Here is a 13,254-nt window from a genome sequence, read left to right as displayed (position 1 = left end):
CCATGCCGCAACTGGTATTGCTGTTGTTGGGAGTGACCTACCTGCGCCAGCGCTGGCGCGCGCTGGCGATCGCGGGAGCCGTCTTCCTGCTGGCGGGAATCGTCGTGTTCATCGACGCGCTCGACGGCGCGCCCTACTTTCCCCTGAATGCCTTCGCCATCCTTTTCATCATCGAAGGCCTGGGCACCTTGCTGATCGCATCCAGCGGCGTGGGCGGCCAGCGTGTGCTGCGCTATGCCAAGGGGCTGTTCGTCCTGCTGGCTGGCGGCCTGATCCTGGCCGGCCATCATCATGGGCACTTCGTGCTGTCGATGATCTTCGGCGCGCTGTTCCTGGTCGATGGACTGCTGCAGTGCATTGCCGGTTATGTAGTGCGCTACGAACGCTGGCGTTATGCGTTCGCGGGCGGCGTGGCCGAAATCCTGCTGGCCATCTTCTTTTTCCAGCCCTATCCCACCCATTACCTGGGCACCGTGCCCTATTGCCTGGGCCTGTTCCTGGGCATCGCGGGCGTGAAGCTCCTGTGGCTGGCGCGCCGCGTCCGGCACCTGTCCTCCAATCCCGCCTTTGCCGCCACCCGGTCGATGGGCTTCGCGCCCGCCGCGCCCGAGCAAGGCGCGCCGCAGGTCTGGGACGGCCCGCCCGCTGATTCCGAACTGGCGTTGACGGTGCACGTCTGGACGCCGTCCGGGTCGGCCAAGGCGCAGACCCGCAACTATCCGCTGGTGGACCGCTACATCGCCGCGGTGGACGTGAACGGCGTGATCTCCACCGGACACGCCGCGCTGGAATCGCCCGAGGGCATCTACATCAGCCTGTATCCGCAAGAAGAGATCGACCGGTCCCCCGACGATTTCAGCGCCTTGCTGCGCGCCACCGCTGAAAACGATATCCCGGGCGTGTATCAGCCCGACTACGCCACCGAATCCAGGGCCTGGTGCCCATCGACCATCCGCGTGCGGATTCGCAACTACGATGCGGAAAAGCTGGCCGCCTTCTGGGACGAGTACCGCAAGAACTCCATCTACAACCTGACGCACCGCAACTGCTCCAGCACCGTCTCGGGCGCGCTGGATGCCGCGCTGGATGGCGTCGTGGGCCGCCTGCACGGCGACGAGGCCGGCTGGCGGGTGCTGATCCGGCTGTTGCTGACGCCGGAATTGTGGGTGGCGTCGCAGATCCGCAAACGCGCCATGACGATGGCCTGGACACCGGGTCTCACGCTGGACTACGCCCGCGCCATGAGCATGCTTGCCGACCCGCGCCCGTTCGGCTGGTGGAAGATGTCGCAGCGCGCGCTGCGCCGGATCGCGGAACTGCGCGGAAGCTGGCGGGCGCAGGACAAGGAAGCGCCGGCGCGGCGGCCCCGGGTCTGACCCGCGGCCAAGCTGTTGCAATTGATCCCAATTGATCCCTGGAGAATCACCGGGTCCGGGCGTAACGTGAAAAACGCGGCATATGCCGCGTCGCCTTCGCAGGTACGCATCATGACGCCCAACACCCCCCGCTCCGATCCCCGCCACGCCGCGCCCGATACCGCGCCCGACACGCATGCGCCCCCGCATGCGGACAAAGAGCGCGCCAAATCCGATCATCAGCACGAAGACGCCCGGCGCAAGGCGCTGGTCGGCTCGCAGCACAAGGAGAACACGCGCAGCGTGGCCGCTCCGCGCTATCACGGGCACCGGGGCGGCTGACGGCCCCATTCCCGCGCGATATCCGCCGGCCGCACCCGCCCGGACCCGATGTTTTTCTGATCGAGTTCCAGCGCGTGCGCCGCCGGCAAAAACGCGCCGCCGGACCGTCAAGCCGGATTTATGAGGTATGTTCCTGAAACTACCGATGGATCCCCATGATGCAGTCCGACGAAAACTACCTTCTGTACGACGGCGATTGCCCCTTCTGCTCGAACTACGTGCGGATGATGCAGTTGCGCAAGGCCGCGGGCCCCATCGCCATGCTGAACATGCGCGACCATCCCGACTTGGCCGCCAGGCACCGGGCGCAGGGCTATGACCTGAACCAGGGCATGCTCTTGCACCTGGATGGCCGAGACTATTGGGGCGCGGACTGCATCCACCGGCTGGCTTTGCTCAGCACCGGCAACGATCTGTTCAACCGCGTGAACGCGACGATCTTCAGCAACGCGTGCCTGTCCAAGGCGCTGTATCCCTTCATGCGCACCGGCCGCAGCCTGACGCTGACATTGCTGGGCAGGAAAAAAATGCCCTGATGCGCCAGTGCCCACGGCTGCGCGGGGTGCGCGCACCACGCGTTCGTTTCTCTTCAATCTGGAATTGACCCGATGCTCTACATCACTGGCGCCGTGCTGCTGGCGCTTACGCTAGGTTCTGTTGTTTATCGCCGCGCGCAGCGCAGGGCCGGAGACTCCGGCCGCACCATCGGCCGCGACGTGGTCGCCGGCGCCGCCATCTTCGCGTTCGTCGGACCCGCCGTGGGCATCGTCGTCATTGCGTTGACCATGGCTGTCGCCGCCCGAAGCGCGGACAGCCTGATGTTTGGGATCTTCGGACTGCCCTGGGCTTATATTTTCGGCATCGTGCCGGCCCTGCTTTGCGGGATGACGGCGGGCGCCCTCAAGCCGCTCGCGCCGTCCTGGCTGGCCATTCTGCGCATGGGCTTCATTGGCGCGGTGTATGCGTTTGCCTTTCTGTTGACGTTCGGCGGGCGCGACCTGTCCTGGTCTTCCGCGCTGTTTCCCCTGTACATGGGCGCCCTGCCCGCCGCGATCGCCGGCCTGGTATGTGCACGGCTGCTTTACGGCAAACCCGCGCCTACTCGCTAGCCCAGTGCAAATGGGGTGAAGGCGCTCCGTGCTCGTGAAAGTACAAGAGCGCGGACGCCGCCCGGCTCCGGTCCACACATTGGAATTGCGGGTAGTTGCCCAACTGGCCGCCCGCCACCAGGTCCTGTTCCAGGTCTTCGGATCTGCTGGGGTCGATCAGCGTGTGTATTTCCGCGTCTGCTCGCAGGGACATGAACACCACGTAGGCGCCGTCGCCGCCCCCGACCGAAAGGACGGTGTCGTCGTCGATCACGAAGGCGGTCGAGCTGACGTCCGCGCCATCCAGCCTGTCCAGCGCGGCAAGCAGGTCGGCCCGCGTAGGATCTTCATGCGCGCGGGTCACCAGCCGGTCACCCTGTCGCACATCTTCCAGGATTCTGGCTATTTTCATGGTGTTCCAGCGGCCCCGGGTTGCGCGTTCAGGGAGCGTTCGAAGAAGAATCGCAGCATCTCGGCCGTGGCGTCGGGGCCGGCGCCGTCCGTATAGGACCCTTGTTGCGTCCCGCCGGCCCAGGCATGGCCGGCGCCGTGGATGTCCCAGCGTTCGGCGACGACGCTGCCCGCCGCATTGCGGTACAGGTGCCGGGTGCTTGCGCGTTTGCCGGTTGCGACCGGCACGCGCTGGGTCTCGGCGCTTGCGCCCGGGCCCACGCTGGCCGCAATCACGCTTTCGGCGTTGCTGGGATGCACGGTGGCGTCGCGGTCCCCGTGGAAGACGATGGTGGGCGCGCCGCTGCCCGTTTGTGCAGCGGCCCGGGCGTGCATGCCCTTCATGGCGGACAGCGCCGACGGAAGATCCGACGCCGCGCGCGGCGCCAGCCCCGAATGCACGCCCGCCGCCGCATAGAGATCGGGATAAGCGTCGGCCAGGATCGCGGCCATCGCGCCGCCCGCGGAAAGGCCGGCCACATACACGCGCCCGGTATCGATGGGGTGCGTGTCGATCACCTGGCGCGTCATGCCGGCCAGGATGGACGGTTCGCCACGGCCCTGCTGTTGGTGGTTGTGCTTGAACCAGTTCCAGCACTTCTGGGGATTGGCGTCGCGCGATTGAACCGGATACAGCACATAGAAGCCCTGCTCGCGCGCCGCGGCATTCATGGCGGTGCCGGCGGCGAAATCGTCCGCGTCCTGCGTGCAGCCGTGCAGCATCACCACCAGCGGCCGAGGCTCGCCACTCGGGTTCGGCGGCACGTACAGCTTGTAGCCGCGCTGCCCCGACGAGTTGCGAAATGATCCCGCCGTGAACGTATCGCCAGAGACGGCGGGCTTCTGCGCGGGCGTGGCGGCATCGTCGGGCGTTGCACGCGCCGTCCTGGGCGCGTCGGTGGTATCCGGAATTTCCCACGCTTCGACGTCAATGACGTCGGCGTCTTCCTGCCGGGCGCGGGCGACGGGCAGACCGCCGCGCAAGGCGGCCTGGATGGCGGCGGTTGCCGCGGCCAGATCGCCGGATCGCGTGAGCTGGGTGGCGTGCGTCATCAGTTGCTGGAATTCAGGGTGCATGGTGTGACCTTTTGTGCGGCTGTGATGTCAGCGGATGCGCTGACGCAGGGCGGCTTTGACGGCGGGGCTGGCGTGCAGCGCCCCCAAGACCGTCACGGATTCAATCGTGGCGAGCGCCAGCTCGGGCGTGACGTCGGCGGCGATGGTCGCCAGGCCCAGCACGCGGATCTGGAGCATTTCGCCGGCGGCCTGGACCGCGAGCAGATCCTGGCTGGCGTAGTGCTGGATCCCCAGCACCAGCGTCTTTCGGCTGACGGCCTGACGCACGGCATCGCCGTGCGAGGCGATCTGATTGCGGATGGCGGTGCGGATCAGGTCCGTCCGGTTCGCGTAGAAGCCCTCTTGGACCAGAAGATCGATCTGACCCAGGTCGACATAACCCAGGTTGATGGTGATCTTCTCGTCGGCGGGCTTGGGGACGGCGGCGAGGCGAGGTGTGCGAGGAGGCATGAATCGATAATAAACCATCCACTTGGATGGTGCATGGATGTTTCAACTTGATAGATATTGGGCGGGCCGGCGCTTCGGGACCCAATGCGGATGGGCCGAAATCGCCAGGCGGACTACGGCGAAGACTTTGTTGCCGGGGCAAGGAACCCGTAGCAGGATCGGCAATGCTCCGCTACTGTCAGCGTGTACCGCGGGAGGATCGCCATGCGTACCCGATGCAAGACCTTGCTCGATGCCGTGCCACCTCCGCCACGCCGGGCCGTGCTGCCGCGCCTGGCGCCGGGCCTGCTGTTGTTTTTTGCGTGCGCGGCGGCATCCGACACCCCGCCCCAGAAGCTCTCCGACCTGTATGGGGCATTGATCGTCTCGTCGAATTACCGCTATTACGCGTCCATCCTGTACAGCACGGAATCCGCGGCTCGCCAGAGCGCCCTTGCCGCCTGCAGAAAAGACGAACCGGCCGCCAAATGCACGGTCTATTCCAACTTCAAGAATCAGTGCATTGCCGTGGCCGCCCATGGCCCGCACCATTTCGTGGCGACCGGCAAAGAAGATTGGGATATGCAGCAGACGCGCGACCACAGCCTGCGCCTGTGCGGCGACAAAACCGGGGCCCAATGCCGCCTGGTGATCAGCGCGTGCTCAACGCAGGCGCAAAAGGCCGAGGACCAAAGCGTCAGTGCGGAAGCGGACGCGCCCCGGTCCGAGGGGCTTCAGGCCTATCTGCCGCCCGCTATTCGCCGATGAACCTTTGCCGATGAACTACAGTCTGTCCAGACATAGCTCATCCAAAAGGAACAAACCATGGAAAACCCCTTTGGCGATTCCGACGAACCGTCTGGCGACCACCGGCAGTATCTGGTCCTGATCGCGGCATCGAAAGACAACGCCGCGCTGGCGCAGAAGATTCTTGAGAACCTGAAAGCCCATGTGGACGAACGGGCCGCGCCCCTGTGGATCGACGCCAAGGGCATCGGCGTGCTGGTCACGACCGAACTGGTCGCATCGGAAATATGGCGCGAAATGTTCCAGAAGGCGCCCGGCCAAGATTATGGCGACACCCGCAACCTGCTGATTCTTGAAATCGGCAAGGACTGGGCCGCCCGCCGCGACGACAAGATCGAACACTGGCTGGCCAGCCACGTGGGCGCCCCGCTGGCTCCGCCGAACCGCCCGAAGCGCCGTTAGGCAAGGCCCGGGTTCATTCCCGGCCGCCCGCCCGGAAACAGCCCGGCCCATCCACCTTCATCACGCGCTGCAGGAAGGCATCCAGCGCCGGATTGTCGTGCTGCGCGTGCCAGGCCAGGTACATGTCGGCGTAGAGATTGCGCTGGCCGATCGGCCGGAATTCCACCCCTTCGAACCGGAGTTCGCGCGCCGAATCCGGCACGATGCCCACGCCCAGCCCCGCGCGCACCAGCGCCAGCAGCGTATGCGTCTGCCCGGCGCGCTGCACAAAGTCCGGCTGCACGTCGGCCAGGCCGAACGCCCCCACGATGCGGTCGTAAAAGTACTTCCCTTCTCTTGGTGAATACAGCACGAACGGCTGCCCCTGCAACAGGCGCAGCGGCACCGTGGCGTGCTCGCACAAAGGCGAGGCGGCGGGCAATGCCAGCACCAGCGGTTCCCGTTCGACCAGGCGCGAGTCGATGCCCGCCTGCTGCGGCACGCTGCGCGCCAGGATGGCGTCCAATTCCCGCGCCAGCAGCAGGCGGCTCAGGTCGGTGGACACCGTTTCGCGAAGCTGGATCTCCACGCCGCCCAGCAGCTTGCGCGCCTGCATGACCATCGACGGCATCAAGCGGTACGCCGCCACCGCCGTGAACCCCAGCGTGATGTGCCCGGCCTCGCCGCCCGACGTGCGCCGCGCGGTGGCGGCCGCCCGTGCCGAGAATTCCAGCAGATGCCGCGCATCGCGCAGAAACCGCCGTCCCGCCGCGCTCAGCAGCACCTGACGGCTGTTGCGTTCGAACAGGGTCACGCCCAGATCCTGTTCCAGCAACTGGATCTGGCGCGACAGCGGCGGCTGCGTCATGCACAGGCGTTCGGCGGCCCGCCCAAAGTGCAGTTCCTCGGCCACCGCGATAAAGCACTCAAGCTGGCGGAATTCCATCGATTCAATCCTTGAATTGATCAATGCTATTTATAGCTCGAACGGCTATCCATGGACAGGCCTCCCTATACTCGGATCCCAGGCCGGAAACCGGCCCGCCAGCGCATTCAGGAGCAGTCCCAGCAGCCCCATCTTTCGCGGCCCAGCCGCCCTCAACGCCAAAAAGAGAAAATCCATGGAGACAAAGACAACCGCCCGGATCCGCGTCCGGCTCATCGCCGCGGCGCTGGCCTTGACCGCCACCGCGGCCTTGCCAGGCGCCGCCAGCGCCGCCGGGTATCCGGACCGCCCGATCAACCTGATCGTCCCCTTCTCGCCAGGCGGCGGCACCGATATTTCGGCGCGTCTCTTGGCCGCGGCCCTGGGGGAAAAGCTCTCGGCCTCGGTGGTCGTGGACAACCGGCCCGGCGCGGGCGGCCAGATCGCCGCGGACCTGGTCGCGCGCTCTGCGGCCGACGGCTACACATTGCTGTTCGCGAACTCTGGCATGCTGGCCATCAACCCCTGGATCTACAAGCTGCACTCGGATCCGGTCAAGGCGTTCGCGCCCGTGTCCCTGTTCTCCGACCTGCCGTTCGTGCTGGTCGTCCCCGCCAGCCTGCCGGTCAAGAACGTGGCCGATCTGGTCGCCCTGACGCGCGCCCAGCCAGGCAAGCACACCTTCGCAAGTTCCGGCACCGGCGGCGCGCCCCATCTGTCCGGCGAAATCTTCCAGCAGGCCACGGGCGTGGACCTGGTGCACGTGCCTTACAAGGGCGGCGGCCCGGCCATGACCGACCTGATGGCCGGGCGGGTCGACATGCTGTTCGCGTCGGTGCTGGAGACCATGCCCTATGTCAGCGCGGGCAAGCTGCGCGCACTGGCGGTCACGGGGGCCACCCGTTCGCCCGCCATGCCGGACGTGCCCACCATCGACGAAGCCGGCGTGAAGAACGCGCAGAGCGGTTCCTGGACGGCGGTGCTGGCGCCGGCCGGCACGCCGCAGGCCGTGATCGACAAGCTGTCGGAAGCGATCCGCGACGTCGCGGCCGCGCCCGCCGTCAAGGCCAAGCTGGAAGCGCAGGGCGCGGTGGCGCACGGATCCACGCCCAAGGAACTGCAAGAACTGGCCGCCAGCGAACGTGAACGCTACGGCCAGATCATCAAGGCCCGCAACATCCAGACCAACTGAACCCGAACCCGGCCCGCTTCGGCGGGCCTCTCTCTCACTGCTCAAGCCGTATCCATGACCGCATCCCTTCCCGCCTCCACCGCCGACCTGCTGATGGTCGGCCCCCTGCTGCCCGAACTGGTGGCCGACCTGGAATCCCGCTACCGCGTCCACCGCTTGTGGGAGGCCGGCGACGCGGCAGCGCTGCTGCGCGAACACGGCCCCGCCATCCGGGGCATCGCCACCAGCGGACGTTTTGGCGCCACCCGGGAACTGATCGACGCCCTGCCCGCCCTGGAAGGCATCTTCAGCTTCGGCGTGGGTTACGACACCATCGACGTGGCCGCGGCCAAGGCGCGCGATATCGTGGTCACCAACACGCCGGGCGTGCTGGACGCCTGCGTGGCCGACACCGCCCTGGCGCTGATGCTGGCCGTCTCGCGCCGCATCGCGGAAGCAGACCGTTTCGTTCGGGCGGGCCGCTGGCCCACGGAAGGATTCGGCCTGGGCACCCGCATGAGCGGCAAGCGCTGCGGCATCGTCGGCCTGGGCAATATCGGGCTGCAAATCGCCCGTCGCGCCCAGGCGTTCGATATGGAGATCCTGTACACCAGCCGCAAGCCGCGCGCGGACGCGCCCGCGTCCTACCGCTATTGCCCGGACATCGTGACGCTGGCGGAACAATGCGACTATCTGGTGCTGGCCGTGCCGGGCGGCAACGCCACGCGGCACATGGTGAACGCGCCGGTGCTGGACGCGCTGGGCGCGGACGGCTGGCTGATCAACATCGCGCGCGGCACCGTGGTCGACGAAGCGGCGCTGGTGGCGGCCCTGCGCCAGAAACGCATCGCGGGCGCGGGCCTGGACGTGTTCGAACATGAACCCGCCACGCCCGCCGAACTGAACGACATGGACAACGTGGTGCTGTTGCCCCACATCGCCAGCGGCACCTACGAAACCCGGCGCGCCATGGCCGACTTGATGCGGTCGAACCTGGACGGGTGGTTCCGCGAAGGCCAAGTGCAGACGCGGGTGGGATGACGGACCTGCGGAAAACGCTAGCGTTCTGTCACTGTTTTAAGCGGACTATACTGTATATCCAAACAGTATTTTCCGCCATGCCGTTCAAAACCCCTCTCTCACACGCCGACCTGCGCGTCATTCGCGAACGCCAGCCCTGGAACACCGACGTCATCGCCTTGCTCTGGGAGGTCAAGCGCTTGCGTTCGGTGCTGCTGCGCGCCTACCAACTGTCCGGCGATTTCAAACGCCCCGCCGGGATCACGGGCGAACTCTATGACGAGTTCATGAAAGACCTGCGCACCGAGCCCTGCGTGCTGGAACGCGAGGACATGGCTGCCTCGTTGATGGAAGCGCCGGACAAGCTGCGCAAGGGCATGGCTCCCCGCTAGAGCATTCCTGGATCCCGGGAACTTCGCCCCTTGGGCGGTTACTTACCGCGCATACGGGCAATGGCGCCCCAGGAGCTTTCGATGTCGATCCCCCCCATCAGCGCAGGCGGCCCCAACGCCGGTTCGCCCATCTCAGCCGAAAACTCGTCCCTGGACCCCGCGATCGAGGCCATCATGCTGGCGCGCTTTGAAGCGCTGAAGGAGCTGGTCGGCAAACAGGCTGAACGGGTGCAGGCGATGAATCATCAGATTCGCGCCCTGAACGAAGCAAAGGCGGAACTCGCCTGCAAGCCCAACCCGACGGACGAAGATAGAGCGCGTCTTGAAGACTTGGACACCGAACTCACCACCGTGATCAACCGGCAGAGCATGGAGATGATGAAGCTGCAGGACCTGGCGGCCAAGATGACCCAAAGCCAGGAGGCGGCGAACGCCATCGCCAAGAAATTTCACGACACCAGCGCGGGCTGGATAGCAAACGCGCGCTGACGCAGGCACGGCGGGCTCCGCTGACGCGCGCGGGAACTGGAATCCCGGCGGCTGCCGGAGTATCGTCGAAAGGCATCCGTTGAACGGAGATGCCTCATGCCTGACATTCCAACCATAGAGCTAGAAGCCGGCGCGTCTCAGCGCGGAAACCTGGTCCAGTTACTGCTGTGGGTCTCGGCACGGCCGCGCACCTACGCCGAGACCATGGAGGCCTGGCGAACCAACTGCCCCCGGCTTTCCGCCTGGGAAGACGCCGCCGCCAATGGGCTTATCGACATGACGCATGAAGAGAGCCCGGTGCGCGGAGAAGCCATCGTCGTCCTGACGGCAAAAGGCCGGGCCTTGCTTGCATCGGCGGCGTAGGCCGCCCCACGGCGGCCCGCTATCGTAGGCCGCCCCACGGCGGCCGCTATATACGTCCGCCCGCTTTACACGGTGGCCACCGGCGTCGCCGGCGATCCCACCGCGCCCGGCAGGTTCAAGGGCGGCGCGGTCAGCAGGAAACGGTTGCGGCCGTTCGCCTGCAACCAGCGCGCAAGCTTGCCCAGGTACCACATCTCGCCAATCGGCATGCCCAGCTTGAAGATGCAGTGGTGGTGCAGCGGCAGCGCGGCGCAGCAGGCGTTGGGCTTCTGGGTCGGATAGATTTCCAGCGCGTGGTTGTCGGACGCCATCGCCGCCACTTTCGAATCCGTGATCCATTGCAGCAGCTTCTCGTCGCTGCCGTCCAGGCCGGCGCAGATCTCGTGCAGCGTGTGCGGGTCGGGCTCGCGGTTCTTTTCCAGCAAGGCGTCGCCGAATTCCGTATGGAAGAGCACGATGTCGCCCTGCTCGATGTCGATGCCGTCCGTCTCAAGAATGCGCATCAGGTCGTCGTAGCCCACCGATTTCTGCGCGCGGCCGTAATGCCTGGCCAGATCCACCATCACGCCCCGGCTCTGCAGGCAGGATTCGGCCAGGTGCGTGATGTCCAGCTTCTTGGCGTTGGATGCCGCGCCCTGCCCCAATTCCGTCTTGGCAAAGCCGTTCCCCACGTCGTAGTCCACCGGACCGACGACGTGGTCATTGGGCCGGTAGCCGTTGTAGTAGACGCGCTCGGGCAGGCCGTCGCCATTCGCGTCGAACAGCGCGCCCACATGCGCAAGCGAATCCCATTGGGTCGAATACTGCAGGCTCATCTCGACGATGTCGTCGCTCAGCACGTCCACGCAACCCGGACGCAACCGGCCCAGCGGAAAGTTCATGTACTGGTCGCCGTCTCTCTCGGTGGGGCGCAGCTTGGGCGGATGGCGGCGGACATTCACGCCGTTGCCGCCCGGATAGTCCAGTGGCAGCGACAGGCAGAAGCTCAGGCCCAGGCGAACTTCGGCGATGCCCTTCAGCACGTTCTCGGGGGTGATGTAATTCAGGCAACCGCGCTGATCGTCAGGACCGAAGTCCCCCCAGTTCGATCCTTCGGGACGGTTCTTCCATCTCATGCGTCGTAACTCCTTGGCGTTAGCGGATTGACACAACTTTATCACGTATAGGATACTTGCATCATGGATGTGAAAACAGCAGCTCGAGTTCTGGACGTACTGAACCTCTTCGCCGAGGAGCAGAAGCCATTGCTGTACAGCGAAATTGCCGCGCAGATGCAGATCCCGCTATCCAGTTGCCACGGTCTGCTCAAGACCATGGAAGCGCGGGGCTACCTGTATGAAATCGGCAAGAAGCATGGCTATTACCCGACCCAGAAGCTGATTCACGTCGCCACGCTCATTTGCCGCAGCGATCCCCTGAACGCCGTCATCGAACCCGTGCTGGAGCGCGTGCGCGACCTGACCGGAGAAACCGCCCTGCTGGCCAAGCTGGCGGACGACAAGGTGGTCTACCTGATCGTGGCCGAATCCAAGCAGACCATCCGCTTTTCGCACCAGCCCGGCGGGTTCAAGGCCGTGCACGCCACCAGCTCGGGCAAGGCGCTGCTGTCCGTGCTGTCGCCCGAAGAACGCCAGAAGTGGTTCAAGGCCTACAGCGGATTCGCCGCCTTCACCGACAGCACCATCACCGCCCGCGACGCCTTCGACCGCGACCTGCAGGCCGGCGTGGCGCGCGGCTGGCAGCGGTCGGTCGGTGAAAACGTCGAAGACGTGATGTCCGTATCCCTCGGGTTCCGGGCGTATGAACAAGCCTTTGCCATCGTGGTGGCCGGCCCCCTGGGCCGCATGCTCAAAAACGAAGCCACCACTGGAAAACAACTGGAAGAGGTCAAGGCGCTGCTGCACGCAGCCCTACCCTCGGCCAACCTCACCTTCGTAGGAGAAGACACTAGATGAACAAACGCAGCTTTCTTACCGCGGCATGCTCGGCGATCGTCGCCGCAATGCCTATCGCCGGCGCGCAGGCGCAGGCCAGCTACCCCGACAAGCCGATACGCGTGATCATGCCGTGGGCGGCCGGGGGGCCGACCGATGTGGTGGGCCGGGTCGTGGCGGTGCAAATGGGAGAAATCCTGGGCCAGCCGCTGGTCATCGAGACCCGCGCGGGCGCCAGCGGCACGATCGGCGCGGCGCAGGTCGCCAAGGCGCCCGCCGACGGCTACACGCTGCTGATGAACCCCTCCGTCCAGGGCATCTACCCCGCCCAGTTCAAGAGCCTGAGCTTCGATCCGATCAAGGACTTCCGGATGGTGGGCGTGCTGGGCACGGTGCCGATGGTGGCCGTCGTCCCGCCCAACTCCCGCTTCAAGACCTTTGCAGACCTGATCCAGCATGCGCGCGCGCAGCCGGGCACGCTGACCTTCGCGTCGCCGGGCGTCGCCACGCTGCCGCACCTGGCGGGTGAATTGATCAACACGTCGACCAAGGTGTCCATCTCGCACGTGGGTTACCGCGGCAGCAGCCCGGCCCTGACGGACGTCGCCGGCGGCCACGTCGAATTGATGTACGCGCCGCTGGCCCCCGCCCTTCCGCTGATCCAGAGCGGCAAGGTCATTCCGCTGGCCGTCACCACCAAGGCGCGCCTGGCCGACCTGCCGAACGTGCCCACCATCGCCGAAACCGTCCTTCCCGATTTCGACATCATGACCTGGTACGGCATGTGGGTACCCAAGGACACGCCCGAGCCCATCATCGCCAAGCTGAACAAGGCCATGGTCGAGGCATCGAAATCGCCCAAGGTGGTCGACGCCCTGAAGTCGCAGGGCACGCTGCCCAGCACGATGAGCTACCAGGAGGCCGAAGCCTTCAACCTGGCCGAAAGCGCCCGCTGGATCAAAGTGATGAAGGACGCGAACATTCAGCCCGAGTAAAGCTGGGACCAAGGGATACCCCTAAGCCCTTGAAAT

Annotated in this window: 18 protein-coding genes; 13 read left to right on the top strand and 5 right to left on the bottom strand. The window is 65.7% G+C overall.

The annotated features are described in order from the left end of the window. Positions 1-2: 2 nt before the first annotated feature. From ASE30_RS03270 to ASE30_RS03255, 4 genes are all read left to right on the top strand, one after another. Positions 3-1,376 (top strand): HdeD family acid-resistance protein, encoded by a 1,374-nt coding sequence (locus tag ASE30_RS03270; protein WP_057282796.1) that lies wholly within the window; start codon positions 3-5, stop codon positions 1,374-1,376. Between the two features lie 111 nt (positions 1,377-1,487). Continuing rightward, positions 1,488-1,697 carry a hypothetical protein gene (locus tag ASE30_RS03265; protein WP_057283254.1) on the top strand — a complete coding sequence of 70 codons (210 nt, stop codon included), beginning with the start codon at positions 1,488-1,490 and terminating at the stop codon, positions 1,695-1,697. 158 nt (positions 1,698-1,855) lie between these two features. Then, on the top strand, positions 1,856-2,233 hold the full coding sequence (locus ASE30_RS03260; protein ID WP_057283253.1) for a DCC1-like thiol-disulfide oxidoreductase family protein: 378 nt from the start codon (positions 1,856-1,858) through the stop codon (positions 2,231-2,233). 72 nt (positions 2,234-2,305) lie between these two features. Then, positions 2,306-2,806, top strand: coding sequence for a hypothetical protein (locus ASE30_RS03255; protein ID WP_057282795.1), 501 nt, complete (start codon positions 2,306-2,308; stop codon positions 2,804-2,806). On the opposite strand, the gene ASE30_RS03250 is transcribed toward ASE30_RS03255, so the two are convergent. From ASE30_RS03250 to ASE30_RS03240, 3 genes are read right to left on the bottom strand one after another with little or no spacing between them, the layout of a single operon-like run. Continuing rightward, on the bottom strand, positions 2,796-3,197 hold the full coding sequence (locus ASE30_RS03250; RefSeq protein ID WP_057282794.1) for an Imm1 family immunity protein: 402 nt from the start codon (positions 3,195-3,197) through the stop codon (positions 2,796-2,798). The two genes, ASE30_RS03255 and ASE30_RS03250, sit on opposite strands and share 11 nt — an antisense overlap. After that, positions 3,194-4,312, bottom strand: coding sequence for a PHB depolymerase family esterase (locus ASE30_RS03245; RefSeq protein ID WP_057282793.1), 1,119 nt, complete (start codon positions 4,310-4,312; stop codon positions 3,194-3,196). Before ASE30_RS03245 ends, ASE30_RS03250 begins: the two co-directional genes overlap by 4 nt. Positions 4,313-4,339: 27 nt before the next feature. Then, positions 4,340-4,762 (bottom strand): hypothetical protein, encoded by a 423-nt coding sequence (locus ASE30_RS03240; RefSeq protein ID WP_057283252.1) that lies wholly within the window; start codon positions 4,760-4,762, stop codon positions 4,340-4,342. Positions 4,763-4,966: 204 nt separating this feature from the next. Between ASE30_RS03240 and ASE30_RS03235 the strand changes: the two genes are divergently transcribed. Both ASE30_RS03235 and ASE30_RS03230 read left to right on the top strand, forming a co-directional pair. After that, positions 4,967-5,509: a DUF4189 domain-containing protein gene (locus tag ASE30_RS03235; RefSeq protein WP_082601429.1), complete on the top strand. Its 543-nt coding sequence runs from the start codon at positions 4,967-4,969 to the stop codon at positions 5,507-5,509. Positions 5,510-5,566: 57 nt separating this feature from the next. Then, entirely contained in the window at positions 5,567-5,950 is a 384-nt protein-coding gene (locus ASE30_RS03230) for a hypothetical protein (protein WP_057282791.1), read from the top strand. 13 nt (positions 5,951-5,963) lie between these two features. Here the strand turns inward: ASE30_RS03230 and ASE30_RS03225 are convergent, their stop codons facing one another. Further along, positions 5,964-6,875: a LysR family transcriptional regulator gene (locus ASE30_RS03225; protein WP_057282790.1), complete on the bottom strand. Its 912-nt coding sequence runs from the start codon at positions 6,873-6,875 to the stop codon at positions 5,964-5,966. 175 nt (positions 6,876-7,050) lie between these two features. Between ASE30_RS03225 and ASE30_RS03220 the strand changes: the two genes are divergently transcribed. The 5 genes from ASE30_RS03220 to ASE30_RS03200 all read left to right on the top strand — a co-directional run bounded on the left by ASE30_RS03220 (position 7,051) and on the right by ASE30_RS03200 (position 10,289). Beyond that, positions 7,051-8,046 carry a tripartite tricarboxylate transporter substrate binding protein gene (locus tag ASE30_RS03220; protein ID WP_057282789.1) on the top strand — a complete coding sequence of 332 codons (996 nt, stop codon included), beginning with the start codon at positions 7,051-7,053 and terminating at the stop codon, positions 8,044-8,046. A gap of 54 nt (positions 8,047-8,100) precedes the next feature. Beyond that, positions 8,101-9,066, top strand: a complete 966-nt coding sequence (locus ASE30_RS03215; protein ID WP_057282788.1) for a 2-hydroxyacid dehydrogenase — start codon at positions 8,101-8,103, stop codon at positions 9,064-9,066. Between the two features lie 77 nt (positions 9,067-9,143). After that, positions 9,144-9,437 (top strand): hypothetical protein, encoded by a 294-nt coding sequence (locus tag ASE30_RS03210; protein ID WP_057282787.1) that lies wholly within the window; start codon positions 9,144-9,146, stop codon positions 9,435-9,437. Between the two features lie 81 nt (positions 9,438-9,518). Next, positions 9,519-9,926: a hypothetical protein gene (locus ASE30_RS03205; protein WP_057282786.1), complete on the top strand. Its 408-nt coding sequence runs from the start codon at positions 9,519-9,521 to the stop codon at positions 9,924-9,926. Between the two features lie 96 nt (positions 9,927-10,022). Further along, positions 10,023-10,289 carry a hypothetical protein gene (locus ASE30_RS03200; RefSeq protein WP_057282785.1) on the top strand — a complete coding sequence of 89 codons (267 nt, stop codon included), beginning with the start codon at positions 10,023-10,025 and terminating at the stop codon, positions 10,287-10,289. A gap of 65 nt (positions 10,290-10,354) precedes the next feature. Here the strand turns inward: ASE30_RS03200 and ASE30_RS03195 are convergent, their stop codons facing one another. After that, entirely contained in the window at positions 10,355-11,404 is a 1,050-nt protein-coding gene (locus ASE30_RS03195; RefSeq protein WP_057282784.1) for a cyclase family protein, read from the bottom strand. 63 nt (positions 11,405-11,467) lie between these two features. Between ASE30_RS03195 and ASE30_RS03190 the strand changes: the two genes are divergently transcribed. Together ASE30_RS03190 and ASE30_RS03185 are read left to right on the top strand one after the other, a co-directional pair. Next, a complete protein-coding gene (locus ASE30_RS03190) occupies positions 11,468-12,244 on the top strand; it encodes an IclR family transcriptional regulator (protein ID WP_057282783.1) in 777 nt (258 codons plus the stop codon). Beyond that, positions 12,241-13,218 carry a tripartite tricarboxylate transporter substrate binding protein gene (locus ASE30_RS03185; protein WP_057282782.1) on the top strand — a complete coding sequence of 326 codons (978 nt, stop codon included), beginning with the start codon at positions 12,241-12,243 and terminating at the stop codon, positions 13,216-13,218. Before ASE30_RS03190 ends, ASE30_RS03185 begins: the two co-directional genes overlap by 4 nt. Positions 13,219-13,254: the final 36 nt, after the last annotated feature.

It is taken from the genome of Achromobacter sp. Root83, from assembly GCF_001428845.1.
Classification (GTDB): domain Bacteria; phylum Pseudomonadota; class Gammaproteobacteria; order Burkholderiales; family Burkholderiaceae_B; genus Achromobacter.
The sequence above is the reverse complement of the archived record's forward strand: the minus strand, read 5'-3'. Positions and strand labels throughout refer to the sequence as shown.

Excerpts from the sequence above, each read along its gene's own strand:
- ASE30_RS03190 (WP_057282783.1), top strand. The coding sequence starts at position 11,468 with ATGGATGTGAAAACAGCAGCTCGAGTTCTGGACGTACTGAACCTCTTC.
- ASE30_RS03240 (WP_057283252.1), bottom strand. The coding sequence starts at position 4,762 with ATGCCTCCTCGCACACCTCGCCTCGCCGCCGTCCCCAAGCCCGCCGAC.
- ASE30_RS03195 (WP_057282784.1), bottom strand. The coding sequence starts at position 11,404 with ATGAGATGGAAGAACCGTCCCGAAGGATCGAACTGGGGGGACTTCGGT.
- ASE30_RS03260 (WP_057283253.1), top strand. The coding sequence starts at position 1,856 with ATGCAGTCCGACGAAAACTACCTTCTGTACGACGGCGATTGCCCCTTC.
- ASE30_RS03210 (WP_057282787.1), top strand. The coding sequence starts at position 9,144 with ATGCCGTTCAAAACCCCTCTCTCACACGCCGACCTGCGCGTCATTCGC.
- ASE30_RS03250 (WP_057282794.1), bottom strand. The coding sequence starts at position 3,197 with ATGAAAATAGCCAGAATCCTGGAAGATGTGCGACAGGGTGACCGGCTG.
- ASE30_RS03230 (WP_057282791.1), top strand. The coding sequence starts at position 5,567 with ATGGAAAACCCCTTTGGCGATTCCGACGAACCGTCTGGCGACCACCGG.
- ASE30_RS03220 (WP_057282789.1), top strand. The coding sequence starts at position 7,051 with ATGGAGACAAAGACAACCGCCCGGATCCGCGTCCGGCTCATCGCCGCG.
- ASE30_RS03245 (WP_057282793.1), bottom strand. The coding sequence starts at position 4,312 with ATGCACCCTGAATTCCAGCAACTGATGACGCACGCCACCCAGCTCACG.
- ASE30_RS03205 (WP_057282786.1), top strand. The coding sequence starts at position 9,519 with ATGTCGATCCCCCCCATCAGCGCAGGCGGCCCCAACGCCGGTTCGCCC.
- ASE30_RS03265 (WP_057283254.1), top strand. The coding sequence starts at position 1,488 with ATGACGCCCAACACCCCCCGCTCCGATCCCCGCCACGCCGCGCCCGAT.
- ASE30_RS03200 (WP_057282785.1), top strand. The coding sequence starts at position 10,023 with ATGCCTGACATTCCAACCATAGAGCTAGAAGCCGGCGCGTCTCAGCGC.
- ASE30_RS03225 (WP_057282790.1), bottom strand. The coding sequence starts at position 6,875 with ATGGAATTCCGCCAGCTTGAGTGCTTTATCGCGGTGGCCGAGGAACTG.
- ASE30_RS03215 (WP_057282788.1), top strand. The coding sequence starts at position 8,101 with ATGACCGCATCCCTTCCCGCCTCCACCGCCGACCTGCTGATGGTCGGC.
- ASE30_RS03235 (WP_082601429.1), top strand. The coding sequence starts at position 4,967 with ATGCGTACCCGATGCAAGACCTTGCTCGATGCCGTGCCACCTCCGCCA.
- ASE30_RS03270 (WP_057282796.1), top strand. The coding sequence starts at position 3 with ATGCCGCAACTGGTATTGCTGTTGTTGGGAGTGACCTACCTGCGCCAG.
- ASE30_RS03185 (WP_057282782.1), top strand. The coding sequence starts at position 12,241 with ATGAACAAACGCAGCTTTCTTACCGCGGCATGCTCGGCGATCGTCGCC.
- ASE30_RS03255 (WP_057282795.1), top strand. The coding sequence starts at position 2,306 with ATGCTCTACATCACTGGCGCCGTGCTGCTGGCGCTTACGCTAGGTTCT.